Below are 23,354 nucleotides of genomic sequence, written 5' to 3' on the forward strand. Positions count from 1 at the left end.
TGTAATCAAAATTAAGTCGTTTAGCTATACTTGTATCTGATAGAAGATGTGTTCAGCCGAAAAATCGTCGGTTACGAAGTGTATGCCGTTGAAAGCGGAGAAAATGCAGCAGAATTGCTGGGGCGCACGGTGCTGAGTGAGCGCTGCTGGCAGCAGCCGCTAGTGCTGCATGCGGATAACGGTGCGCCGATGAAATCCCAGGTGCTACAGGTAAAGCTTGCGGAACTGAAGATAACGCCATCGCACAGTCGGCCTCGCGTGAGCAATGATAACGCGTATGTTGAATCGTTTTTCAAAACGCTGAAATATGCACCAGCGTGGCCGGAAAAAGGCTTCGCTACGCTGGAAGAGGCTCGAACCTGGGTGGAAAGCTTCGTCGCCTGGTACAACGAAGAGCATCTCCATAGCGCCATTCGGTATGTGACGCCAGGTCAGCGCCACAGGGGCGAAGACCGCCTGCTGCTGACGCAGCGTAAATCGGTGTATGAGGGGCTTTGTTGAATAATTTAACCGTTTGATTTACATCTTCTTTAGGTAGAATGCATGTACAGAGACTGTATTTTGTTAGAACGACAAATCAAGTAGTTAGCACAATAAAAAGCATTACGGCTGGAAAACTTAGTTGTTGAAGTGTTATAATAATTATGTAAATCAGCATGTTAAATTATTCAACAAAGCCTGTATGAGGCAGCCAAAATGCGAAATCCGCATCGTTGGTCAAGTCAAACACGGAATTGGAGTCGGCAGGACGAAGTATGGCTAAATCCTGAGCGGGGAACTCCCGCTGCATGAGTTAACGGAGGCGACAACTACCTTGACACTCACCGATCCTGTCGCGATTGCTGGAGCGGCTGGAAGCGGAAGGTAATGCCAGGAGCATTGAGGCTCTGACCCGGGTATCACCGGTGGCCTGGCAACACATTTTGCTGAACGGACATTATACCTTCCAGAGAAGCGATGAGATTATTGACCTGGATGGCTTTGTTGAATAATTTAAGATACTGATTTATATAAGCATTATAAAATTTCAACGACTAATTTTTCCTCTCGGAATGCTTTTTATTGTGCTAACTATTTGATTTGTCGTTCTAACAAAATACATTCTCTGTACATGCATTCTAACTAAAGAAGATGTAAATCAAACGGTTAAATTATTCAACAAAGCCGACCTGGATACGCTGGTTGCCGGGCTGAAGCTGGGGTAACGGAAATTTCGGCGTTTCCGGCTTAGAACCCCCAATAGCGATAACTGCTTCGGTGAACATTAAAAATACGACACAACGATTTCACTGGATAAAGCGCTCTTAGCTTTTCAACTACCGAGAATTTTTCAGTGAGTCGGACATTAAGAGCGCAGTAGCCTTTTTTAAGATGGCATTCTCCATTTCCAGTCGGTGGATTTTTTTCTTCATTTCTCTGAACTCAATTTGTTCAGGTGTTAATGGCAGACCAGGCGATGTTTTCCCTTGACGTTCTAAACGAAGGGCTCTTACCCACCGGCTAATCGCTGAAAGACTGACGTTCATGGCTTTCGCGGCTTCCTGGTAGGTATAATTTTGGTCAAGGACTAATTTGGCGGTTTCACATTTAAATTCAGCAGTAATTATTTTACTCATTTTGGCACCTATAAAAATCATGAGGTAAGCATATCACCTCTACTTAGGTTGCCAAATTCAGTATGCCACTACACACCTGACGCTGGCGATGGAAGCAGGATACCAGACAGGTGAAAAACCGATTACCGCCACCCTGGTTGAATCCGTGCTGTCACGCCAGCTGGATGACCTGGAACCGACGCTCACGCGGCATGGTTACCGGCTGAAGGACATGGTAGAGCAGTTCGATGCAAAACCTGCTGAAATCAGGGCATTATTTAACAATCAGTTAGACCCTGCCCGCACAGCCGAGCTACGCGAAAGAATGCTGGCAGTCGGTCTGCCGATATGATGATGTTGATTTGCAGTTATTGTGAGCCCGGCGGACTGGATTGCGAGTCCGTCTGGCTGATTGCGAGCCCATTATCACTTAATGTGAGCCGGAATATGCGCTGATTGCGAGTCGGAGGGATTTCGATTGCGAGCCGCTACAGGTATAGCCAAGCGACATTATTTTGATAACAGCCAGCTATGCTTCTTTGCCGCATATCAGGGCATAGGATGTAATCATTTTTAAGTCGGTTGGCTATAAATACCCTGGGCGGCAGGTCAATAAGCCACGTTACGATGCTATCAACCGGTTATTGTTGAGCGGTAGTTCCTGGACTCAGGCTCAGAAAACGATAGGTTGCAGCCGAAGCACTATCAGCAGTGCCATCAAATATGCCGCCAGCCAGAATAAGGCTAAACCCCTGTCGCAAACTATTGTGGACTCCCCTGCCCCACATTCTATGACGCTGTTTGTGTCGATTGAAAATGGCAGTAAATTTACCCGTGGGAAGAAAAAGACTAGGCTGTGTCCCTTAATTAATTTTTACTGATTGGAAATGAGAAAACACATCGAATCTGTTCGTTTTTTGGACTGATTTTGGGTGTTTTTACTGTCAAAAACAGCCTGCTTTGTACGATTTTTCATCTATCGTGCAATTAAGGGACACAGCCTAGGGAGTTGATTGACTGGTTTATTGAAGCTGAATTTGAAGGTCAAGTTTTAGGCGGGAATGAATACCGAATACCTTTAACCGCTGAAAGGGGTGAACAATTGAAAGAACAGGTAGAGTATTTATTCATTGAAATTAATATGATAGCGGATGTCCGTAACTGTATGGTCATTGACTGCCTGCTGACCAATGACCAGACTCGCCGGGGGTGGGATGAATATGATTGAAGGTGGCAAACATAGTCACCAATAGGTTTAATAGACCTAAATTGCAATTTAGGTCTATAGGAATTTTCACATAATATGCAGTTGCAACAATGTTGTCATCCAATTAATTTAATCCATATCAATATCATTTTAATATTAAAATGATTTACTGATTGGTTCCACCAACAGTGGTTCCACGGGTAATGAGTTGTTTTACTGCCATCCTGATTAGTGCCGCTCTTGATACCCCCTCTTCTGTTGACATGATATCTAAAAGCTCAATGACATCAGGGTCAAATGTCACTGTAATCTGCTGCCGCTGACCTTTGACGACTCCCTTTTTTTCGGGAGGTGTTTCACTCTTAATGCCATCGGGAGCCTGATTTATGAAGTTACTAATGGTATCTACTGGTTCTGCCTTGACTACAGGCTTTCTTGTAATAGCCATATGAAATCCAAATGAGTTTATTTTAATATTATTTAAATTCTAAAACAGTATTGAAACAAGTGTATCTAACTCTGTTTTTGCTGCCTTCTCATGAGCACGCAATTTAAGCTCGGAAACAGACTTTCCGCTTCCTGCTGCTGCTGCAAAAACTTTCCTTTGCCTGATTGTATGATCCAGTAATTGTATGTCTTCGTTATAGTCTCTCATCGCATCCAGCATATCGGAATTATCATTGCTGCGAGGATTGGGATCAGCACGGTTGAGTAAAGAGAAAGCTGTTAAACCATCTCGCACACTTCTGGCATCACGCACCAGATTAACAACATCTTCCATAGCCCACACCTCAAAACTACCAGGAACGAAAGGCACTACGAGAATATCAGTCAGCGTTAATGCTGCACGCATTGCTGTTGAGTCCCTACCTCCACATTCAATGATCACCTCATCAAAATTAGATTTCTGTTGTAAAACCTGCGTCCTAAGAATTGGGCCGTCAGGAAAATGTGAACATGCTAAGCCGGGTTCTAAACCCGCCTCACTACGGATCAAAATTGCTGTTTGCGAGGAACCCTGCCGGTCTCCATCAACCAGCCATACACGTTTACCTAATCGGGCACGTTCCACTGCGATGTTTACTGCTAGGGTAGACTTTCCCACACCGCCTTTCGTATTTGCAATTGTAAGTATCATTTTAATTTAATCCATTTTAATATTAAAAAAGATGAATTTACGCAGCTATATTAAACCCTCGGTAAGTGATGTCAATAGGTTACTTGATGTTTTAAACATATTTATTTAATCTTAAAAAGATATTATTTTGATTCCAAAACGAAATCTATTTAGAAGTAAACACTAATTCCGCATTATCCTCTGGCAGTCGCTCGCGTTGTGTCTTTACATCCGAATAGCTACATATTTCCTACTGGCGAGCAGTGCGCAGCCAGTTATTCCCCCATTCCCACTCGAAACGCAACAAAGTGCCCCACTTGCCAGAGTCGGATAAAATCCCCCTATGTCAGGGTAGTTGTCGCCTCTAACTGAAAAAATCAGGGGGCAGGATACGACAATAATGAAGACTTATTCACCCGAGCGTAAAGCAGCTGTGATCGCCAGAATGATGCCACCGCATAACCAGTCAGTTGTTCAGATCGCCCGTTCTGAAGGGATCCCAACCAATACGCTTTATAGCCAACCGACTTAAAAATGATTACATCCTATGCCCTGATATGCGGCAAAGAAGCATAGCTGGCTGTTATCAAAATAATGTCGCTTGGCTATATATCGCTGGTTCGTGCCATCACATGGTTACCATGATTCATTGCCTGGGCAACGATGACAGCCATCAGGCTGTCTGCATCGGCATTCTTTTTGGCATATCGGGGTTGAAGCGGCTTCATGGCATGAAGAAACCGGCACTGCCCGTTAACAAACCGGAAGACGTCGGTCACATCGCAGAATGGCAACTGCTCATAAAGCGCGCAGATTTTTTTCCGCTGAGCATAGCGCTCGTGCTTAGTGGGTTGTTTGTCCGGAAGTAATTCCCCGGGAAAATAATGACTCAGGACAAAGTTGCAGTCGTCCGGAACTTCATCCCACCCGAAGCGGAAAAACATGTGCTTGGCTTTAAAGTAAGCGATCTGAATGATGCAATACATTTGAGCGTTAAGCCCCAGACGGCTGCAGGCCAGCGCCAGTTCGGATTCATTCAACGCCAGAAACTCCAGTCGCTGGGCCTCATCGAAATCCGGGAGAGCATAGAGCGCTTCCTGCTCGGCACTATTTAAAACTGCCAGGCGTTCACTTTTGCCTGTCGCTTTATCACGAGTTGTCATCCTGACCCGAAAATAGTGTCCGTAAAAGGATCGTTCAACGGACAGTAAAAAATAACTTTGTTGGCTCAGATAAAATCACTGCTGACGTTGTCTCATATAACTGGTACGGTATCAATCTCTTTCATTGCCCCTTAAACGTACACTTTATGACTGAAATACGGATTGGCTATGCCCGTTGCTCCACTGACAAACAGGATTTGACCGCCCAGCAGGAGGCGCTGGTGAAACTTGGCGTCTCTCCGGACCGGATTTACATCGACAAAGGGCTGACAGGGTCAAACCGGCAGAGACCAGGGCTGGATCAGGCGCTGGCCGCTGTGCGCCGTGGTGACACCCTGGTTGTACCAAAACTGGACCGCCTGGCACGCTCGGTACCTGATGCGCGTGAAATTGCGGATTCATTACAGGCCAGGGGCGTGAAGCTGGCGCTGGGAGCCAGCCTCTACGATCCGGAAGACCCGGTGGGGAAAATGTTCTTTAACGTGCTGGCAACCTTCGCTGAGTTCGAGGGCGATCTGATACGTCTGCGTACCCGGGAAGGCATGGCTATCGCACGGGCGAAAGGGAAACTTCGGGGGAAACAGCCAAAATTGTCTGAGAAGCAACAGAAAGAGCTGTGCCGGATGCATGAAACAGGGCAGTACTCGATTAGCGACCTGGCGGAGTTATTTTCAGTCTCACGGCCAACGGTTTACCGGACACTTTCACGTAATAATAAGGAATAATATGCGGATCCCGGAACAGGTTATCCTGCCAGCACTGCAAAAAGGCGCGAGTATCAAAAGTTTTTACCGGACATCGGCCCGGGCTGCGGGTTCAGCGGCCCGTCGCATACCTGACGGATATGTCCTGGAATCCCCTGGCGAGCGGAACGAGGTCATTCTGAGCCATACCGATTTTCAGTCTGTAGAAAAGCGCCTCACAGAAACAGAAACCTGGAAGCAGATTGTGGGAAGTGTGCTTTTCGGTGGTAGTACCTGGACGCTTTTCCCGGATATGGGCGATGAATAAGCTGATGAGATAACCGGACTTAATTGTATGAAAAAACCACCATCGGGAAACACCGGGCAGACTATCAATCTTGCTGAATTAATTGATGATATGCCTGAGGAAGTGCTGATAACGTTACATAATCTTATTGTTAACCGTCTCAATATGTTACAGCGCCAGCGAACCCGGCAAAGCATGGACGATTTTCGGCCCGGGGATGTGGTCAGCTTCCGGACTGAAGACGGGCAAACGGTGACGGGGGTTCTGATCCGACTGAATAAAAAAACGGTGACGGTCCATACCGAAAGCGGTGTCCGCTGGAATGTTGCGCCACAGTTATTGACCAGAGTTAAACGCCAACTGGGATCCGAAAACAAGGCAGATAACATAGTCGAAAAAAAGCTTCATTAAAGAGCGGGCTACAAATGCGAGGATAAAAATGATCGACCTGACGGTAGAACAGCGACAATTAGCGAAAATAGTTCATGATTACACCAGCCAGTTTCCCCTGACAGAGGATGGTGATGCTCAATTATTGCAGGGCTGTTATGACTACATGGAGGCCTTTAAGCAGGTGATGGACAGCACATCAAAGGTGCAGATGGACTACATTTACCTGCAATATCCAGGCTATTTTCGCTTTGCGAAATGGATGGAGCGACTGGCCCAGGGGATTGCTGATGGTGTGATCGAAGTGCCGAAAGATCACTAAAAAATTGCATGACGGAATTTTCGGCGGTTCCGGCGTAGAACCCCTTTCATATAGAGATGGATCTGTTTGTTGGTGAGAGCCACGGCGCGTGTCAAGGTAGTTGTCGCCTCAGTTAACTCATGCAGCCAGCGTTTCCCGCTCCGGATTTAGCCAGACTTCATCCTGTCGGCTCCAGTTGCGCGTTGGCCCGGACCAGCGATGCGGGGTCTGCATTTTTGCTGCTTCATATACCGATTTACGCTGCGCCAGCAGTTCATGATCTTCACCCCTGTGCCGCTGACCCGGTGTGACGTAGCGGATGCCGCTGTGGCGATGTTCTTCGTTGTACCAGCCGACGAAGGTTTCCACCCAGCCGCGCGCATCTTCCAGCGTTGCGAAGCCCTTATCAGGCCAGGCAGGCACGTATTTCAGCGTCCTGAACAGGGATTCAACATGTGCGTTGTCGTTGCTCACCCGCGGCCGGCTGTGCGACGGCGTTATCTTCAGCTCTGCAAGTTTGACCTGCAGCACCTGCGACTTCATTGGCGCACCATTATCCGCATGCAGTATAGCCAACCGACTTAAAAATGATTACATCCTATGCCCTGATATGCGGCAAAGAAGCATAGCTGGCTGTTATCAAAATAATGTCGCTTGGCTATATCAAAATAATGTCGCTTGGCTATACCAGCGGCTCCTGCCAGCAACGCTAGCTCAGCACGGTCCGCTTCAGCAGCTCTGCCGCATACTCACCGCTTTCAGCCAGGTGCACCTCGTGACCCACGATTTTGCGGCTGAACACGTCTTCTATCAGATACAGGTAGAACCAGTGCCCGGCCGTCAGCGATTTTAACCAGGTTATGTCCCATGACCACACCTGTCTGGCGGCTGTCGCCTTCCAGGTCGACAGTGGTTTGCTCTGCCGGGCCTTCTGCCGGCCCCGGTGCGTGGTTTCACCCGCCCGCCGCAGCACCCGGTAGAACGTTGATTCGCTGGCGATATAGCGCTTCTCATCAGCCAGCACCGGAACGATTTGCGATGGCGGCAGGCTGGCGAACCGGGGTTCATGGCAGATGGCCAGCACCTGCTGTTCCTCTTCAGCACTGAGCTTGTTTTTCGGTGCCGGCCGTGGCGTCGAGGTTCGCCGATCGTCCGGTATCTGCTGCCAGCGTTGCAGGGTCCGCTCACTCAGCCCAACGCAGCGACAGGCCTCGCTCAGTCGGGCCGCGCCAGCGACGGCTTCCTGCACCATCGCCATCAACTGTAGCCTGCCGGCAGTGCGCGTCATTCGGCCTCGTTTTCTTCGTCGAACAACGCCTTCAGCTTTTTTTCCAGGAGCAACAGCGCGGCAGCTTCGGCAAGCGCTTTATCCTTACGGGCAATTTCACGGTTAAGTTGTTGGTTTTCTTTTCTTAATCGTTTTATTTCGGCTTTTTCTTCTCGCTGACCGGGTTGCATTAACTCGTCCTTCCACTACTGAAGTTGTGTAGTGGCATACTGAATTTGGCCACCTAAGTAGAGGTGATATGCTTACCTCATGATTTTTATAGGTGCCAAAATGAGTAAAATAATTACTGCTGAATTTAAATGTGAAACCGCCAAATTAGTCCTTGACCAAAATTATACCTACCAGGAAGCCGCGAAAGCCATGAACGTCAGTCTTTCAGCGATTAGCCGGTGGGTAAGAGCCCTTCGTTTAGAACGTCAAGGGAAAACATCGCCTGGTCTGCCATTAACACCTGAACAAATTGAGTTCAGAGAAATGAAGAAAAAAATCCACCGACTGGAAATGGAGAATGCCATCTTAAAAAAGGCTACTGCGCTCTTAATGTCCGACTCACTGAAAAATTCTCGGTAGTTGAAAAGCTAAGAGCGCTTTATCCAGTGAAAGCGTTGTGTCGTATTTTTAATGTTCACCGAAGCAGTTATCGCTATTGGTGTCGACCTAAGGAGCCAGATATTGAGCGGACGATAAAACGTAGCCTGGTCAGCGAAGCGTGGAACGTTAGTGGCGGGTCTGCGGGCGCAAGGACTATCGCCACGATGGTTACCAATACACACGACGTGAAACTTGGGCGGTGGTTAGCGGGTAAGTTGATGAAAGAATTAACCCTCGTTAGTTGCCAAACAAGAAAACATCAATACAACCGCGGTGGAAATGAACGTATTGATATTCCAAATCTGCTCAATAGGCAGTTTGCTGTTACCAAGCCTGACCAGGTTTGGTGCGGCGATGTAACCTATATTTGGACAGGCGCCCGATGGGCGTATCTGGCGGTGGTATTAGATTTATTTGCGGCTTTGTTGAATAAATCGAACTTTCAGGGGATCGCCGGATCAAAGCACTATCATCGCTCCCGATAGCAGCTCCCCATGGCAAAGCAAAAGTTTAAAATCACCAACTGGCCCACCTACAACAAAGCGCTCAGACAACGCGGCTCCCTGACGGTCTGGCTTGATGAGTCGGCCATCGCTGCATGGACTGACAGTTCTTCGCCTGAAGGTCGTGGTCGGCCGCTTTACTACACCGATATGGCTGTTACCACGGTTTTGATGATAAAGCGCGTGTTTAACCTGTCGCTCCAGGCATTACAGGGCTTTGTCGACTCGGTTTTTACACTGATGAGCCTGCCACTGCGCTGCCCGGACTACTCTCTGGTCAGTCGGCGGGCAAAAACCGTCAGTATCAGCATAAAAACGCCAACGCGTGGTGAAATCTCGCATCTGGTCATCGACAGTACCGGTCTGAAGGTCTTTGGCGAAGGTGAATGGAAAGTCAGGCAGCATGGGGCTGACAGACGAAGAGTGTGGCGCAAGCTTCATCTGGCAGCAGACAGTGCGACGCATGAGATTATCTGTGCCGACTTATCGCTCAGCGGAACGACAGATGCGCAGGCACTGCCGGGCCTGATTAACCAAACCCACCGAAAAATCAGGGAAGTGTCAGCAGAAAGTCATCATCGATGCAGGGTATATGGTGGAGTATTTGCCTACATATTCGCCAGATCTTAACCCAATTGAGCATAAATGGGCACAAGCAAAAAGCAAAAAAAGAGAGATGGGTTGCGATACAGAGAGTTTGTTCTCAGTCCATATGGTGTAATCAAAATTAAGTCGCTTGGCTATAGTGCTGCATGCGGATAACGGTGCGCCGATGAAATCCCAGGTGCTACAGGTAAAGCTTGCGGAACTGAAGATAACGCCATCGCACAGTCGGCCTCGCGTGAGCAATGATAACGCGTATGTTGAATCTTTTTTCAAAACGCTGAAATATGCACCAGCGTGGCCGGAAAAAGGCTTCGCTACGCTGGAAGAGGCTCGAACCTGGGTGGAAAGCTTCGTAGCCTGGTACAACGAAGAGCATCTCCATAGCGCCATTCGGTATGTGACGCCAGGTCAGCGCCACAGGGGCGAAGACCGCCTGCTGCTGACGCAGCGTAAATCGGTGTATGAGGCAGCCAAAATGCGAAATCCGCATCGTTGGTCAAGTCAAACACGGAATTGGAGTCGGCAGGACGAAGTATGGCTAAATCCTGAGCGGGGAACTCCCGCTGCATGAGTTAACGGAGGCGACAACTACCTTGACACTCACCGTAGTTGTTACTATATTATCACTTTAGGTATTAAAAGAAAATGAAGAAAAAAAACCTGTTAGAAAGAGCAATGAAAGATATTAATAAAGCTAAGGTCGTATCGTTTGACGTGTTTGATACGTTACTACTTCGCCCTTACTTAACACCAACAGATTTATTTCTTCATATCGAAAAATCTAAAGAAGCTCCTTTTTTTCGTGAAGCTCGAATTGAATCAGAACGAGAAGCTCGCAAGAGAAATTCTCAGCGAGAGGATATAACTTTTGATGATATTTATGAAGAAATTGATTTTATTTTCAAGCCATTGAAACAAGTAGAACTTGATTTTGAAATGAGCGTCTTGCAACAAAATCCTGAAATGAAAAAAGTTTGGGATTATGCAAAATCTGAAAACAAAAAAATAGTTATCGCTTCAGATATGTATCTGCCTACTGAGATTATTGCTGAGGCATTAAAGAAAAATGGTTTTTTCGACTACGATAGAATTTATGTTTCCAGTGAACTAGGCAAAACCAAATCTCGTGGTTCAATGTATGAGCACATTATTAAGGATTTAAACGTTTCACCAAAAGATATTTTGCATATTGGTGATAATAAACACTCTGATTATATTAAAGCTAAGTTATATGGCATTCAGAGTATATTATATCAACAAGTTTCAAAACAGTTCATTGAACAATCCACACGTATCAAATCTTTCAAAAAAAAAGCTAAATTAGATTTAGGGAAAAGTATTCTTATTGCTATTCTCGCTCTGCGTTGGCAAAAAAAGCATCTTGGGATGTTGGATGCAGACTATTGGGGTGACATTGGTTATGATTATGCGGGTCCTGTTGCCTACGGGTATACTCGATGGATTTCGGCAGAGGCAAAATCGGAGAATATAAATAATTTGCTCTTTGTTGCTCGTGATGGATATACATTACAAAAAGTCTATTCTACCTTTGATACAAAAATAAAAACAAATTATGTTTACGCACCACGTCTCTTGAATTTAACGTGTCGTTTGGATTATGCAAAGAAAAATATAAAACACTCTAGCCTCATTATTGATTACTTTAGCGAAATAGATTCAGAAATAAAAAAAACCGCCCAAACATCAAAACTTGAGACTTGGTCAGACTACCATGAATTCATTCAAGAAAATAAATCACTCTTTGAAAAATCCGCCAGTAAAGAACACTTAGCATATAAAAATTACCTATTAAATACCGTCCATGATAAAAATAAAAAATTTGGTATAGTTGATACCATTACCGGTGAATTTTCTTCACAAAAATTAATTCAAAACACGCTAGAAATGACAACTCTTGGATTCTATTGGTCTGTGATTAAAATAAAAGGTCAAAGACAATATGATCATAAAATGTTCAGATCTAATGACATCTCAGAGAACAGCTGGAATAATATATATACTAAAAACTGGGATTTCATGGAGCTTTTGTTAACATCCCCCGAACTCCCAATTAAAAGGATGGCATTGGATGGTTCACCGATCTACGATGTTACACCAAATGAATCTGAAATAATACGTAGCAAAATTTACCCAACAATTTCAGATAATGCAGTTTCATTCGCCAATGATATAAAATATGTTTTCAACAATGTTAATATATACTTGACACCATCTATTTTAATTGAATGGGTGAATTGCTTTATTGACAAACCAACAAAAGAAGATATTAAGTCAATGGAGAATATCAAGCATGCTTCTGACAGTGGACATCAAAATCACATACCTCTGTTTTCAACAAAAATTCCACTCTCTTACATTTTTAAACATCCCAAAAATGCGTTAAATATTGTTAAAAAACTCGGGTGGCGAACCATACCGCAAAGCACTGCAATTTGTGTCACTTCACCGCTCAAGATCAGAATGCGTGGTTTACGCATGATAAAAATATTAATTTTTCCAAAATTAAAAAATAGATATTTTACATTATCATTGAACATATCAGAAAATTGCTATTTTCAGGTCATTGTAGGAAACGAAAAGGAAAATTAATATGAATAACACAGATTTCGATTATGCCTATCAATACAGTAACTGGCACGCAGACACGCCAGAAAGTTGCGCTCATGATATGTATCAGGCAAAACTGTTCTTTGATACTCATGCCATCTACCCAGAACAAAAAGAAAGCAAGGTACTTGAAATTGGGTGTGGAATGGGGCGCGTTATGCTTATGCTTCGTGAAGCGGGATATTATAACCTTAACGGAATTGATATCGATAAATCTCAAGCAGACATCGCAAAAAATCAGCAGTTAAATGTTTTTTTAGGTGACGCAGCTGAGTTATTGCAACAATCTGATACTAAATATAATACAGTTTATGCTTTTGATGTATTAGAGCATATCGCTAAAGAGAAACAATTAGCATTGCTGAAATTAATCTATGATAAAACATCAGATAATGCATGCCTTGCGTTATCTACACCTAACGCACTTGCACCAACAGCAACGTTTTATCGTTATATAGATTTCACCCACACGATAATATATACACAAAACACTATTGGTTTTTTACTACAAAATGCCGGTTTTCATTTTTTTTGCGTTCGCCCGCAACACCAAGAAACGGCAGAAGTACAAAAATTAAAATTGCCTTGGGCGAGATTATATCGTCATGAGTTTGGTATTGATAATTTTATTTTAACACCGAATTTGGTTGTCGTTGCATTCAAGACACGTGAGGCTTTAGATGAATATCTTGAAAAAGCACCATTGATAAAAAATAAATACAATGAAACCGTCGATAAAAAAAATAAACCTGGCGGACTTCGGCGTTTGTGGGGACATATAAAAAAAATGAAGTTCTGAATCAACTGGAGAAAATTATGTTGTTTTACCTTTCTACTTTTATTGTGATATTCGACTTTGTTGAATAAATCGAACTTTCATGAGATTGGCGGTTCTGCTCGCTACAGTCGTTTCAACATCGGGTCCCCATGGCAAAGAAAAAGTTAAAAATCACCAACTGGCCTGCCTACAACAACTCGCTCAAGCAACGCGGTTCCCTGACGGTATGGCTTGATGATTCGGCCATCGCTGCATCGACGGAAAGCCCGGCATCTAGACATCGTGGCCGACCACTTCACTACATCGATATGGCCATCACCTCGGTTCTGATGATGAAGCGCGTTTTCAACCTGTCGTTCCGGGCTTTACAGGGCTTCGTTGACTCAATTTTTAAACTAATGGCTCTGCCACTACGATGCCCGGATTACTCGCTGGTCAGCAAAGGTGCAAAGAGCGTCAACATTAGCATAAAAACGCCAACACGTGGTGAAATATTGCATCTGGTCATCGATGCTACAGGCCTGAATGTCTTTGGCGAAGGCGAATGTAAAACCAGACAGCATGGGGTTGACAGGCGCAGAGTGTGGCGTAAGCTTCATCTGACCGCATACAGTGCAACGCACTAAATTATCTGTGCCGGTTTATCGCTCAGTGGTGTGACAGATGCGCAGGCGATGCCGGAGCTGATTAACCACGGCGCGTGTCAAGGTAGTTGTCGCCAGGGCCTTGTCGACTCGGTTTTTACACTGATGAGCCTGCCACTGCGCTGCCCGGACTACTCTCTGGTCAGTCGGCGGGCAAAAACCGTCAGTATCAGCATAAAAACGCCGACCCGGGGCGAAATATCGCACCTGGTCATAGACAGTAGCGGTCTGAAGGTCTTCGGAGAAGGCGAATGGAAAGTCCGGCAACACGGGGCTGACAGACGCAGGGTATGGCGCAAGCTTCATCTGGCCGCAGACAGCGCAACGCATGAAATTATCTGTGCCGATTTATCGCTCAGTGGAACGACAGATGCGCAGGCCCTGCCGGGGCTGATGCCCCATTCCCACTCGAAACGCAACAAAGTGACCCACTTGCCAGAGTCGGATAAAATCACCGTTCTGGCCATACTGGAGAGCCTGTTGCATGCAGGGAAAACATCTGACTCAGAAAGAACGGTTCTACATCGAAAAGCGGCGTGGTGAAGGTGTCAACCAAGCTACCATCGCCCGGGAACTGGAGCTTCCTCGTTCTACCATCAGCAGGGAACTCAGACGCAATACCGACCCTACTTTCAATGGTGTCTACTGCTGTAGAAGGGCGGACACTCTGGCCCGGGGACGCCGTCATAAGCCTTTGCCAAACAATGCTTTTTACCCGTTGGAGCCACACATTCAGAACTTCATCAGGCAGGCGCTTTCCACTCACTCTTCACCTGAAATCATCAGTGGCCGTTTGCACCTGGAATTCGGTATATCTGTCAGCAAGAATACGCTATATCGCTATATCCTGCAGGAGAGACAGGCTGGCGGGGAGCTATATCAGCAACTTCCTCATCGGGGAAAACGTTACAGGTACAATGCCGAAAACCTCAAATCAGGCCCTATTCCCAACCGTGTTGGTATTGAGTATCGCCCAGCTCAAGCCGAGCTTAAACAGGAGCCTGGCCACTTCGAAATTGACACTATTTTTGGCAAAGACCAGAAGTCATTCTTGTTAACCATCGTAGATAAAGCATTGAAAACCTTCATCATTCGCAAACTGCCTAATAAGCGTGCGGAGACTGTGGTTGCTGCTTTCAGGGACATTGAAGCTAATACCTTTTGCAAGTTTAAGACCCTAACAGCTGATAACGGCCCTGAATTCGCTCTGCACGAGCAAATTACTCAAATCACAGGGGCGCAGGTCTACTTTGCCCATCCTTATCATTCCTGGGAGAGGGGCTTGAATGAGCACACCAACGGGCTGATACGACGTTTTTACCCAAAGGGAACAGACTTCAGTCATCGTAAGATTGCCGAACTCGAACACATACTCAATACAAGGGGCAGAAAATCGCTGGGCTATCGTTCCCCCAATGAGGTATTTTTAACGCACTTACTGGTGGCATAAGCCTCTACCGTTTTGTTGCGTTTCGAGTGGGGCATTGATATGACGGCGTACCGTAGTTTCGTGAATAAGTTGCGAGTGTGCAATCATTTCTGGGCTTTGTTGAATAATTTAACCGTTTGATTTACATCTTCTTTAGTTAGAATGCATTTACAGAGAATGTATTTTGTTAGAACGACAAATCAAATAGTTAGCACAATAAAAAGCATTCCGAGAGGAAAAATTAGTCGTTGAAATTTTATAATGCTTATATAAATCAGTATCTTAAATTATTCAACAAAGCCTCATTTCTGTTGTCCAGCCATCGGCGGACAACAGAACACACCGTATCCGATCGCGCACATGATGGTCACGACTTGCCTGGTGAAGATTTCTTAACCTTTGTTTCTGCTCTTCAGTATGATGAATGTTCATACCGATTAAATGGGCATTGCTCATAGAAAATCAAGCATCTTCAATAATTACGAGTATACTCAGCACACAGAGAGCCTCTATTACTTCAAATTATACAGGGAAGCATAGACACCGTTTTCATTTTTCATCAACTGCTCATGATTGCCTTGTTCTACAATTTCCCCCTGATTGAGCACTAATATTTTGTCTGCATTACGAATAGTTGACAGACGATGCGCAATAATAAATACGGTTCTGTCTTTCATCAAATTAGAAATTGCCTCTTGCACGATTGCTTCTGACTTATTATCCAGTGCAGATGTTGCTTCATCCAAGATAACAATCGGTGCATTTTTCAGGAACGCACGGGCTATTCCTACTCGTTGACGCTGTCCACCTGAAAGCAAAACTCCGCGCTCACCAATTTCTGTATCTAATCCCACATCAAGAGTAGATATAAATTCATCCAGGCAAGCACTCTTTACCGCTTGCTGTAGCTCTTCTTCTGTTGCATATTCGTTGCCTAACAAAATATTCTCACGAATTGTTCCAATAAATAAAAAATTATCTTGGAAAACAAAACCAATCTTACTTCTTAATGATTCAATATCGATATCTCTGATATCAATACCATCAATCAGAATCGCACCGGATGAAACATCATAGAAACGAGGCAACAGATTCGCAAATGTTGACTTTCCGCCTCCAGAGTTACCGACCAAAGCAATCGTTTTTCCTACACTCATCGTCAGGTTTACGTGCTTTAACACGGTTTTTCCGGGGCTATACTCAAAGCAGACATCACGATATTCAATACCTATGTTGACATTGCTCAATTTAACAGCGTTAGGCTTACTGGTGATCTCCTGAGGGGTATCTAATAAGTTCCAGACTCTCTCCATTGCCATAAACGCCATCTGTACTGCATTAAAATTATTTCCGATACCTTTGAGCGGTGTGTATAACATAAGCAATGCTGCCAGAAATGAGACAAAGTTGCCTGTGGTTATTTCTCCGATAACAATGAGGTAACTACCAAGCCAAATAACAACGGCTATACCGATAGAGACAATAAAATGCATTATAGGAGAAACAATGCCTGTCTTTTGGGTCATTTTCATGCCTAACCTAAAGACAGCATGTAATGCTTTTTCAAATCGTTTTTTCTGATATTCACCTAAATTGTAGGAAGTAACGATACGATTTCCATTGAATGCTTCATTATAATACGTTGAAATTAAAGCGCCAGAAAAGACTGCTTTATCAACCAGAGATTTTATTTTATGCCGAATTCTAGTGAGAGGATATAATGCACCGACTAAAACAATCACTGCAATAATAGCTAATTTCCATGAATTATAAATGAGAATGCAAACAAGAGAAGCAGAAGAGATTACTCGTGTCACTAATACTTTGACGTTTGATATAAGCCCATTACAAGCAGAATCGACATCATGGTTAAAACGAAGCTGGACTTGACCTGACGTTTCCCTGTCAAAGAATAATGCGCTGTTTTTTATTAAACGTTCATAAAGCACAAGTTTCATATCATTTGATATTCTCTGCCCAACCCAGGTGTTCATATATGCAGATTCATAATTTAGAACCCCCTGCAATAGGCCAAAAATAATAATTATGACAGGAAGGTATAACACGTAACCCGTTGCTTTTGAAACCATCATCACATCCATATAAGGCTTCAATGACCAGGCAATCGCTGCATCCATTAAACCGACGGGAACAGTAACCAGCATAGCAACCAAGGCACGGATTTTGTATGGCCGGACGTAAATCCACATTCTTTTATAATTTGTTACTAATATTGAATTCCTAAAAAACCCTGAATGTTTATTCATATTATAAATAAATCCAATGCACTGAGGGCATCGTTATGAAAAAACACCACAATAGAATATTTGCTGGCCGATTTTTATAAGATCTCTCTGGATGTGCTTTCATTCTTACGCCCCGTATGCATTTTCATTTTATAAAGCTGTCAATAAAATAAAACTCTTTCATACTTCAAATACAGCTTGACTGATATCCAACTTACCATCATGGGTATGTCAGATCAAGAACGCCTTGTTAACAGGCTTTGTTGAATAAATCAGAGTTAGCTACTGGATGGCCCCACCGGGGGTGCCGTTATGCGATGCGGATGCTGTCCGGCATGCCCAACAGCGTCATGCGGTTCAGCGCCTTAACCATCGCCATGGCTTCTCCGACCTGTGCGTCATAGTCCCGCAGCTTCAGGTGCCCGCCCAACAGGGTTTTGATGCGTAACATCGCCGTTTCTGCCACTGAACGCTGGTGATAACCCACTTTCTTTTTCCAGGCGTCATTACCCCCGCTCAGATGCTGATTCGCCTGAATGTAATATAGGCTTTGTTGAATAATTTAACCGTTTGATTTACATCTTCTTTAGTTAGAATGCATTTACAGAGAATGTATTTTGTTAGAACGACAAATCAAATAGTTAGCACAATAAAAAGCATTCCGAGAGGAAAAATTAGTCGTTGAAATTTTATAATGCTTATATAAATCAGTATCTTAAATTATTCAACAAAGCCTGTAATATAAGTTTTTTTACATTTCATTCAGGCGCGAGCAGTGCGCAGCGTGACTTCAGATGCGTCGCTGGCGACGCATGCCGGCGGAAAGAATGTCACATAGGATGTTGTAGCCACTCCCGCCGGAACGCCCGGCGTAGCCGGTTACGGCTTGATAGAAATCACCTATCGATACCTTCGCCCTGCAAAGCTAAATTTGTTTACCATTACGATAAGGGTTATGTGCGCGGTCGGAGTGGTCACGGCAAGGCCTTTGGCCGCCGTCGGGGCGTATCTCCGCGTTATGCGCCGTAGGCGCTTACGAGCGTGTACTCGATTCTTCCCGCCATAGATTTCATAAGCAACACTGAAGGTAGTTACATCATCCATTATAAATGCGGCACTTTTCCCCCGCCTTTGGCCGGGGGCGGCGCTGCTTTTGCAGTGGTGGGGTCTGGCTGTGAGGTTCCAGAAGCGGTGTTTCATCGGTTGCACTTTTATGAATGTTGTAACTAATACTTAGTGCCCGACGTTTAACGGCGGGAGGTGCTTCGCCCCATTCCCAGTCTAAATGCAACAAAGTGACCCACTGGCCAGACCCGGATAAAATCACCGTTCTGGCCCTACTGGAGATCCCGTTGCATGCAGGGAAAACATCTGACTCACAAAGAGCGGTTCTACATCGAAAAACGGCGTGGTGATGGGGTTAACCAGGCCACCATCGCCCGGGAACTGGAGCTTCCTCGTTCTACCATCAGCAGGGAGCTCAGACGCAATACCGACGCCGCTTTCAACGGGGTCTATTCCTGCAGAAGGGCCGAAACGTTGGCCAGAGGGCGGCGGCAGAAAACAGGGCCGGACAGCGTGATTAACCAGCTTGAACCGCACATTCAGGACTTTATCAGAACGGCGCTGTCTACCCACACCTCACCTGAGGTCATCAGTGGGCGCCTGGTCCTGGAATTTGGCCTGTCCGTCAGCAAGAACTCGCTCTATCGCTATATCCAGCAGGAGCGCCGGGCCGGCGGTGAGCTGTATCAGCAGCTCCCTCATCGGGGTAAACGGTATAACTATCAGACCGATGAGAACAAACGCGGTCCTATTCCCAACCGTGTTGGCATTGAGCAGCGGCCGGCCGTTGCTGACCTCAAGCAGGAACCCGGGCATTTCGAGATTGACACCATCTTTGGCAAAGATCAGAAATCATTCCTGCTGACGGTGGTCGATAAAGCCGTCAAGCTGGTCATCATTCGCAAACTGCCCAACAAGCGAGCAGAGACAGTGGTAGCGGCCTTCAGGGACATCGTTGCCAATACCTTCTGCGAGTTTAAAACCCTGACTGCTGACAACGGTTCTGAATTTTCCCAGCACGGGGAAATTACAAAAGTCACGGGGGCACCGGTCTACTTTGCCCGGCCATATCATTCCTGGGAACGCGGGTTGAATGAGCATACCAACGGGCTGATATAGCCAAGCGACATTATTTTGATAACAGCCAGCTATGCTTCTTTGCCGCATATCAGGGCATAGGATGTAATCATTTTTAAGTCGGTTGGCTATATGTCACCCATCGCAAGGTTGCAGCACTCGAACACCTGCTCAATACGCGAGGCCGAAAATCGCTGGGTTATCGTTCTCCAAATGAGGTATTTTTAACGCACTTACAGGCGGCATAATGCCCTACCGTTTTGTTGCGTTTCGACTGGGAATGGGGCCTTCTGCTTTTACGAAGCTTCAGCTGATGTTTGGGTTTATCGGGTGGTGTTTGCCCGAACAACGTGAGGGAGCAACTTTCGAGTGCCTGGCTTTAGCCGGCACGAAATATACTCCCTTTTTAAAGGGCTTACTTTGTTAAGGAATAACGTTCGAAATTAACTGATATCTCAGGGGGGGGTTCGAAGTTAATAGGAGAGTACGAAGTTAATGAGGTAAAAGCAGGCCATCAGTTTGCCATCATCTCGTCACTGCTGCTCTGAACTGGAAAATTGCCTCAGAATAACGGTGTCCGGGATGATAAAAATTGCCTTTTCTGATGCAGCAGCAACACGAAAACCGCGCCAGGGCACGGTTAAAAAGAAAGAGGACGGGGATTAGAGTATACCGGCGCGCTCGAGCAGCAGTTTATAGTAGGCTTCCGGATCGGTGTTCAACAGGGCCGGGTGCTCCCGAATGACCTCCATCTCCAGCGCGTTAACTTGATGCGTCATAACCTTGCCACTGGTAGACCAGGCGACAAAGGCCTGATAGAGCGGATTCTGGCGTTTCTGTTTCGCTCTGGCCATCATGCTGACATTCGCCTGCAGGCCGTCCAGTACTAGGTCCAGACGCTTCGCCTCACGATTATCCAGACCGTCCAGGCCATCTTGCAGTTGCCTGACCTTTGCCTGTTTTTCCTGAGTAAGGTCAGGACTCGCCACCCAGCGCTTGATTTGCTTCAGCCGGTTGCGCAGGCTGTGTTTGTCCTTCAGGTCAATACCAATACGCTCGATCCGCAACAGATGACGCTCGTATTTCTTGCGCAGACTCTCCGTCAGTCCCTTGCGGATAGCCCACTGGCGGAACTGGCCCAGCCAGTGCCGGATTTCCTCCACCGCAATTCCCCGGGAGGTGAAGAACTTTTCGGTCAGCCACAGGCGCAACGGCTTGTTCTGGCCCGAATCCGTATCCTGCCCGCGTAAGGCAATCACGTAACCCAGTTGCTCCTGCACCGAAAGGGCATGTAACGGGCTGTCATAGGCTTTACGTCCGTTACCGTAGACGTGCAGGCATCCCATTGCGGCGGCAATTTGTTCAAACGGCACCATGACTTCGAAAGTATAGTCACTGTCCGGGTTATAATCGCAGTTGGCCGCCAGTGCCATAGATAGTGCATTCAGGGCCTCACGGCTCTCCGAACGGGCTGAAAGACGCATCGGTTTTGGCAAAAAGTGCGGATCGTTGCGTTTGGTATAGGGCACATATCCCTGCTGGCGCAGCGCGATCAGATCGGGATTACGATGCCAGTCATGGCTGCTCAGACGCGCCACGACCTTTGCCGCCATACCGCGCGGAACAGCACAGCTAAGCGTCGGCTGGTAGCGGCGATGAATTTTGGATTTCCCTTTGCGCAGCGTATTGGACAACCCGCGCCGGGAAATAACAGAGATATCAGGCTGGACCTGAGAAAGAATGGTGTCAACCAAACCTGCCCGCGCTTATGTTGCACGGAAGGAGTAATGTACACAGAAGGTATTGAACTTTTCTGAGCATAAAACTATACTCCCTGCATAGAGCAACCGCTTCTATACAGTTTAGGTAAGCCCCGTTAATCTTCTCTTCCGCCAAGTTGATAAAGATTATCGGGGTTTTGTCTTTTCTGGCTCCGGGCACATTCCATCAGAACCAGTTTCCTGCCACCTTGCGGCGTGGCCAGCCAAAATTCTGTTAAAACGATCAGTAATCTAGCATTCAAATCGATAACTGGCAATAAAGTAAAGACTTTACCCCAGCAAGCCTCTCTGTTGAAATTCCAGTTCAATCAGTTTTTCAACAAATTCAGCCTGAGTAACCCCTTCCTCTTCACACACCTTTATCATTATATCTTTCAAAGGATTGCGAACAAAAACCTTTACTTCTTTATGGGTTACTCTTTTCCGAGCAATCGCTGCCAGCTGTTTTTCTGAAGCCGACATCGGATTGCCTTTACGATAAGAACGCTTTACTTTCGATGAGGAAGTCACTGCATTTTCAGCTTGCGACATCTCTGCATCCTCAAGGGTCAAACAAGGATCGTTCCGCAGAGGATACTACAGATTCCTGAAATCAGCGACTTAACTTTACATCAAACTGTGAGCCACGTTGGCGCGCGGCCCATAGGGGGGAGAAAAAAGCAATAACCTCAGAAATACTGTTCGGATGTGTTAACCAGAAACGCCGGAGATGGGGAAAACTTGCTTTTACCCTTCTCCTGGGTTGGACAACTGAGCACAACGAAGGCGTCAGTATCTTTTAGCTGTATTAGATAGCGCGTCGCCAGGTGGTGGACACCGTATTACTTTTTGGTATCACCGACAGCATGATTGATGGCCTGCTGCAGGGCCTCCGCGCTGGTGTATCCAGGGATAACCGTCACGTTATCAGCATTGGCGCCGGTTGACGGTAAAACCACCAGAGCAGGCGTACCACTGAAGCCCAACTGTTGGAGGGCATTAATGCCCTCCAGCGTTCCCTGAACATCAGGTGCTGTCTTCGCATCAAATTTCACGGCTTTTGCCGCCGCGCTGATATCAGCATCGGTCAGCTTGCCCTCGTTGTTTTACTGTTCTGGTGTTGTAAGCGGCAAGCCGCCAACGTTTGGGAAAACCTTTGGCGAGTAACAGAGCAATCGGAGTTCCATGCTTTGTTACTCGCCAGTGTCTCATTCGCCTGGATATTGTCCTTGCTCTACGGGCTGGTTAAACAACCGGGTTACCTGCTAGTGCAGCGGCGGCCTGCTTTTCCTCATACGCCTGCCTGCACTGGTTGCGCCCCCGCTCCTGCGCAATACGCTTCACCGCATACTCTGCTTCACTCGCGCTCACCTGTGCCACAGGCTCACCCGCAAGGCTCAGCCGCCACGCTTCCGCCACCATGCTCTGCAAATAAATTTCCGAGCGAGTGATGGCCGACAGGCAGCGCTTAAGCTTTTTCATGGAGATGTCCAGGCCACGTGCGCGGATATCGGCTGCCATCATTTCCCGCGCATGAATGGGCAACAGCTGCGGCGCCCCATTAACCACCAGAGCCGGCCAACAGTGTTGTATGACCGCCACCGCGTCCGCCAGCGGCATGATGTTGATGAACGTCGGCTGCACAGCCTTCTGCTTTTCTGCCTGTTTGGCTGCTTTCTCCTGCTCGGCCCGTAATCGCACCTTCTCTACCCGGCGCGCTGCTTTTGCAACTGCCCGGTCGGCTTTCTCTTGTTCTTCCATTGCCTGTTTTTTTACTTTCCAGGCCGGCGGCGGGCTGTCACTGGCATTCACCACCACTGTTTTTTTTCGCGTCACCACCGGGGGGTATCCACCCGGGGCGAGTTGTGCTCAGTTGAGGCTGCAGGTTTTTCCGAGGGCACCTTACGGCGCAGTGTCAGTGTGGGACGGCCCTGTTATTTCATGTTGTTTCTCTCCGCATCGCTCAATGCTGCTAA

General features: G+C 46.4%; 19 protein-coding genes and 13 pseudogenes. 19 read left to right on the forward strand and 13 right to left on the reverse strand.

Annotated elements, in window-relative coordinates; genetic code table 11:
- Nucleotides 1–27 precede the first annotated feature (27 nt).
- Both ACQGXV_RS01015 and ACQGXV_RS01020 read left to right on the forward strand, forming a co-directional pair.
- Nucleotides 28–489, forward strand: a pseudogene (locus tag ACQGXV_RS01015) (transposase); the annotation flags it as partial.
- A gap of 329 nt (nt 490–818) precedes the next feature.
- Nucleotides 819–992: pseudogene (locus tag ACQGXV_RS01020) on the forward strand (Tn3 family transposase); the annotation flags it as partial.
- Between the two features lie 244 nt (nt 993–1,236).
- On the opposite strand, the pseudogene ACQGXV_RS01025 reads toward ACQGXV_RS01020, so the two are convergent.
- Nucleotides 1,237–1,616: pseudogene (locus tag ACQGXV_RS01025) on the reverse strand (transposase); the annotation flags it as partial.
- A gap of 73 nt (nt 1,617–1,689) precedes the next feature.
- On the opposite strand from ACQGXV_RS01025, the pseudogene ACQGXV_RS01030 reads away from it, so the two are divergent.
- From ACQGXV_RS01030 to ACQGXV_RS01040, 3 genes and pseudogenes are all read left to right on the forward strand, one after another.
- A pseudogene (locus tag ACQGXV_RS01030) lies at nt 1,690–1,947 on the forward strand (ExeA family protein); the annotation flags it as partial.
- Between the two features lie 229 nt (nt 1,948–2,176).
- A pseudogene (locus tag ACQGXV_RS01035) lies at nt 2,177–2,323 on the forward strand (recombinase family protein); the annotation flags it as partial.
- Nucleotides 2,324–2,604: 281 nt separating this feature from the next.
- Nucleotides 2,605–2,823: a hypothetical protein gene (locus tag ACQGXV_RS01040; RefSeq protein WP_440862611.1), complete on the forward strand. Its 219-nt coding sequence runs from the start codon at nt 2,605–2,607 to the stop codon at nt 2,821–2,823.
- A 145-nt stretch (nt 2,824–2,968) separates the two neighbouring features.
- Here ACQGXV_RS01040 and ACQGXV_RS01045 read toward each other — a convergent pair whose 3' ends face one another.
- The 3 genes and pseudogenes from ACQGXV_RS01045 to ACQGXV_RS01055 form a co-directional block, all read right to left on the reverse strand.
- The gene (locus ACQGXV_RS01045; RefSeq protein WP_016193197.1) at nt 2,969–3,250 is read right to left on the reverse strand and encodes a CopG family transcriptional regulator; all 282 of its coding nucleotides are present in this window, start codon (nt 3,248–3,250) and stop codon (nt 2,969–2,971) included.
- 39 nt (nt 3,251–3,289) lie between these two features.
- On the reverse strand, nt 3,290–3,940 hold the full coding sequence (locus tag ACQGXV_RS01050) for an AAA family ATPase (protein WP_440862612.1): 651 nt from the start codon (nt 3,938–3,940) through the stop codon (nt 3,290–3,292).
- 587 nt (nt 3,941–4,527) lie between these two features.
- Nucleotides 4,528–5,082: pseudogene (locus ACQGXV_RS01055) on the reverse strand (DUF4158 domain-containing protein); the annotation flags it as partial.
- A gap of 146 nt (nt 5,083–5,228) precedes the next feature.
- On the opposite strand from ACQGXV_RS01055, the gene ACQGXV_RS01060 reads away from it, so the two are divergent.
- From ACQGXV_RS01060 to ACQGXV_RS01075, 4 genes are read left to right on the forward strand one after another with little or no spacing between them, the layout of a single operon-like run.
- A complete protein-coding gene (locus ACQGXV_RS01060) occupies nt 5,229–5,807 on the forward strand; it encodes a recombinase family protein (RefSeq protein ID WP_440862613.1) in 579 nt (192 codons plus the stop codon).
- 1 nt (nt 5,808) lies between these two features.
- Entirely contained in the window at nt 5,809–6,093 is a 285-nt protein-coding gene (locus ACQGXV_RS01065; protein WP_440862614.1) for a cytoplasmic protein, read from the forward strand.
- A 27-nt stretch (nt 6,094–6,120) separates the two neighbouring features.
- Nucleotides 6,121–6,483 (forward strand): hypothetical protein, encoded by a 363-nt coding sequence (locus tag ACQGXV_RS01070; protein ID WP_440862615.1) that lies wholly within the window; start codon nt 6,121–6,123, stop codon nt 6,481–6,483.
- A 28-nt stretch (nt 6,484–6,511) separates the two neighbouring features.
- Nucleotides 6,512–6,784, forward strand: a complete 273-nt coding sequence (locus ACQGXV_RS01075) for an arylsulfatase regulator (RefSeq protein ID WP_440862616.1) — start codon at nt 6,512–6,514, stop codon at nt 6,782–6,784.
- Between the two features lie 117 nt (nt 6,785–6,901).
- On the opposite strand, the pseudogene ACQGXV_RS01080 reads toward ACQGXV_RS01075, so the two are convergent.
- Both ACQGXV_RS01080 and ACQGXV_RS01085 read right to left on the reverse strand, forming a co-directional pair.
- Nucleotides 6,902–8,051: pseudogene (locus ACQGXV_RS01080) on the reverse strand (integrase core domain-containing protein).
- Entirely contained in the window at nt 8,048–8,221 is a 174-nt protein-coding gene (locus ACQGXV_RS01085) for a hypothetical protein (RefSeq protein WP_440862617.1), read from the reverse strand. The pseudogene ACQGXV_RS01080 and the gene ACQGXV_RS01085 overlap by 4 nt, the downstream one beginning before the upstream one ends.
- 100 nt (nt 8,222–8,321) lie before the next feature.
- Here ACQGXV_RS01085 and ACQGXV_RS01090 point away from each other — a divergent pair.
- From ACQGXV_RS01090 to ACQGXV_RS01130, 9 genes and pseudogenes are all read left to right on the forward strand, one after another.
- Nucleotides 8,322–9,061: pseudogene (locus tag ACQGXV_RS01090) on the forward strand (IS3 family transposase); the annotation flags it as partial.
- A 75-nt stretch (nt 9,062–9,136) separates the two neighbouring features.
- Nucleotides 9,137–9,733, forward strand: a pseudogene (locus ACQGXV_RS01095) (IS5 family transposase); the annotation flags it as partial.
- 4 nt (nt 9,734–9,737) lie between these two features.
- A complete protein-coding gene (locus tag ACQGXV_RS01100) occupies nt 9,738–9,866 on the forward strand; it encodes a transposase (RefSeq protein WP_440862618.1) in 129 nt (42 codons plus the stop codon).
- A gap of 12 nt (nt 9,867–9,878) precedes the next feature.
- Nucleotides 9,879–10,322, forward strand: a pseudogene (locus tag ACQGXV_RS01105) (transposase); the annotation flags it as partial.
- Nucleotides 10,323–10,396: 74 nt separating this feature from the next.
- Nucleotides 10,397–12,361, forward strand: a complete 1,965-nt coding sequence (locus tag ACQGXV_RS01110) for an HAD family hydrolase (protein ID WP_440862619.1) — start codon at nt 10,397–10,399, stop codon at nt 12,359–12,361.
- A 1-nt stretch (nt 12,362) separates the two neighbouring features.
- Nucleotides 12,363–13,178 (forward strand): class I SAM-dependent methyltransferase, encoded by an 816-nt coding sequence (locus ACQGXV_RS01115; protein ID WP_440862620.1) that lies wholly within the window; start codon nt 12,363–12,365, stop codon nt 13,176–13,178.
- A 128-nt stretch (nt 13,179–13,306) separates the two neighbouring features.
- Nucleotides 13,307–13,849, forward strand: a pseudogene (locus ACQGXV_RS01120) (IS5 family transposase); the annotation flags it as partial.
- A gap of 27 nt (nt 13,850–13,876) precedes the next feature.
- Nucleotides 13,877–14,215, forward strand: a pseudogene (locus tag ACQGXV_RS01125) (transposase); the annotation flags it as partial.
- 70 nt (nt 14,216–14,285) lie between these two features.
- Nucleotides 14,286–15,251, forward strand: a complete 966-nt coding sequence (locus ACQGXV_RS01130) for an IS30 family transposase (RefSeq protein ID WP_440862621.1) — start codon at nt 14,286–14,288, stop codon at nt 15,249–15,251.
- Between the two features lie 491 nt (nt 15,252–15,742).
- On the opposite strand, the gene ACQGXV_RS01135 is transcribed toward ACQGXV_RS01130, so the two are convergent.
- Together ACQGXV_RS01135 and ACQGXV_RS01140 are read right to left on the reverse strand one after the other, a co-directional pair.
- Nucleotides 15,743–17,395 (reverse strand): ABC transporter ATP-binding protein, encoded by a 1,653-nt coding sequence (locus ACQGXV_RS01135; protein WP_440862667.1) that lies wholly within the window; start codon nt 17,393–17,395, stop codon nt 15,743–15,745.
- A 391-nt stretch (nt 17,396–17,786) separates the two neighbouring features.
- A pseudogene (locus ACQGXV_RS01140) lies at nt 17,787–18,008 on the reverse strand (IS5/IS1182 family transposase); the annotation flags it as partial.
- Nucleotides 18,009–18,832: 824 nt separating this feature from the next.
- Here ACQGXV_RS01140 and ACQGXV_RS01145 point away from each other — a divergent pair.
- On the forward strand, nt 18,833–19,660 hold the full coding sequence (locus ACQGXV_RS01145) for an IS30 family transposase (RefSeq protein WP_440862622.1): 828 nt from the start codon (nt 18,833–18,835) through the stop codon (nt 19,658–19,660).
- A 620-nt stretch (nt 19,661–20,280) separates the two neighbouring features.
- On the opposite strand, the gene ACQGXV_RS01150 is transcribed toward ACQGXV_RS01145, so the two are convergent.
- From ACQGXV_RS01150 to finO, 5 genes are all read right to left on the reverse strand, one after another.
- Entirely contained in the window at nt 20,281–21,372 is a 1,092-nt protein-coding gene (locus ACQGXV_RS01150; RefSeq protein ID WP_440862623.1) for a Replication protein, read from the reverse strand.
- A complete protein-coding gene (tap, locus tag ACQGXV_RS01155; RefSeq protein ID WP_440862605.1) occupies nt 21,365–21,439 on the reverse strand; it encodes a RepA leader peptide Tap in 75 nt (24 codons plus the stop codon). The genes ACQGXV_RS01150 and tap overlap by 8 nt, the downstream gene beginning before the upstream one ends.
- 230 nt (nt 21,440–21,669) lie before the next feature.
- Nucleotides 21,670–21,930, reverse strand: coding sequence for a replication regulatory protein RepA (locus ACQGXV_RS01160; protein ID WP_440862624.1), 261 nt, complete (start codon nt 21,928–21,930; stop codon nt 21,670–21,672).
- Between the two features lie 290 nt (nt 21,931–22,220).
- On the reverse strand, nt 22,221–22,433 hold the full coding sequence (locus ACQGXV_RS01165) for a hypothetical protein (RefSeq protein ID WP_440862543.1): 213 nt from the start codon (nt 22,431–22,433) through the stop codon (nt 22,221–22,223).
- A 190-nt stretch (nt 22,434–22,623) separates the two neighbouring features.
- Nucleotides 22,624–23,217, reverse strand: coding sequence for a fertility inhibition protein FinO (gene finO / locus ACQGXV_RS01170; RefSeq protein ID WP_440862625.1), 594 nt, complete (start codon nt 23,215–23,217; stop codon nt 22,624–22,626).
- Between the last annotated feature and the right edge of the window lie 137 nt (nt 23,218–23,354).

Source organism: Symbiopectobacterium purcellii, assembly GCF_052050035.1.
GTDB classification, from domain to species: Bacteria; Pseudomonadota; Gammaproteobacteria; order Enterobacterales; family Enterobacteriaceae; genus Symbiopectobacterium; species Symbiopectobacterium purcellii_A.

Excerpts from the sequence above, each read along its gene's own strand:
- ACQGXV_RS01065 (WP_440862614.1), top strand. The coding sequence starts at position 5,809 with ATGCGGATCCCGGAACAGGTTATCCTGCCAGCACTGCAAAAAGGCGCG.
- ACQGXV_RS01100 (WP_440862618.1), top strand. The coding sequence starts at position 9,738 with ATGGTGGAGTATTTGCCTACATATTCGCCAGATCTTAACCCAATTGAG.
- ACQGXV_RS01060 (WP_440862613.1), top strand. The coding sequence starts at position 5,229 with ATGACTGAAATACGGATTGGCTATGCCCGTTGCTCCACTGACAAACAG.
- ACQGXV_RS01160 (WP_440862624.1), bottom strand. The coding sequence starts at position 21,930 with ATGTCGCAAGCTGAAAATGCAGTGACTTCCTCATCGAAAGTAAAGCGT.
- ACQGXV_RS01135 (WP_440862667.1), bottom strand. The coding sequence starts at position 17,395 with ATGCTGGTTACTGTTCCCGTCGGTTTAATGGATGCAGCGATTGCCTGG.
- ACQGXV_RS01085 (WP_440862617.1), bottom strand. The coding sequence starts at position 8,221 with ATGCAACCCGGTCAGCGAGAAGAAAAAGCCGAAATAAAACGATTAAGA.
- ACQGXV_RS01110 (WP_440862619.1), top strand. The coding sequence starts at position 10,397 with ATGAAGAAAAAAAACCTGTTAGAAAGAGCAATGAAAGATATTAATAAA.
- ACQGXV_RS01050 (WP_440862612.1), bottom strand. The coding sequence starts at position 3,940 with ATGATACTTACAATTGCAAATACGAAAGGCGGTGTGGGAAAGTCTACC.
- ACQGXV_RS01075 (WP_440862616.1), top strand. The coding sequence starts at position 6,512 with ATGATCGACCTGACGGTAGAACAGCGACAATTAGCGAAAATAGTTCAT.
- ACQGXV_RS01145 (WP_440862622.1), top strand. The coding sequence starts at position 18,833 with ATGCAGGGAAAACATCTGACTCACAAAGAGCGGTTCTACATCGAAAAA.
- ACQGXV_RS01045 (WP_016193197.1), bottom strand. The coding sequence starts at position 3,250 with ATGGCTATTACAAGAAAGCCTGTAGTCAAGGCAGAACCAGTAGATACC.
- ACQGXV_RS01070 (WP_440862615.1), top strand. The coding sequence starts at position 6,121 with ATGAAAAAACCACCATCGGGAAACACCGGGCAGACTATCAATCTTGCT.
- ACQGXV_RS01130 (WP_440862621.1), top strand. The coding sequence starts at position 14,286 with ATGCAGGGAAAACATCTGACTCAGAAAGAACGGTTCTACATCGAAAAG.
- ACQGXV_RS01115 (WP_440862620.1), top strand. The coding sequence starts at position 12,363 with ATGAATAACACAGATTTCGATTATGCCTATCAATACAGTAACTGGCAC.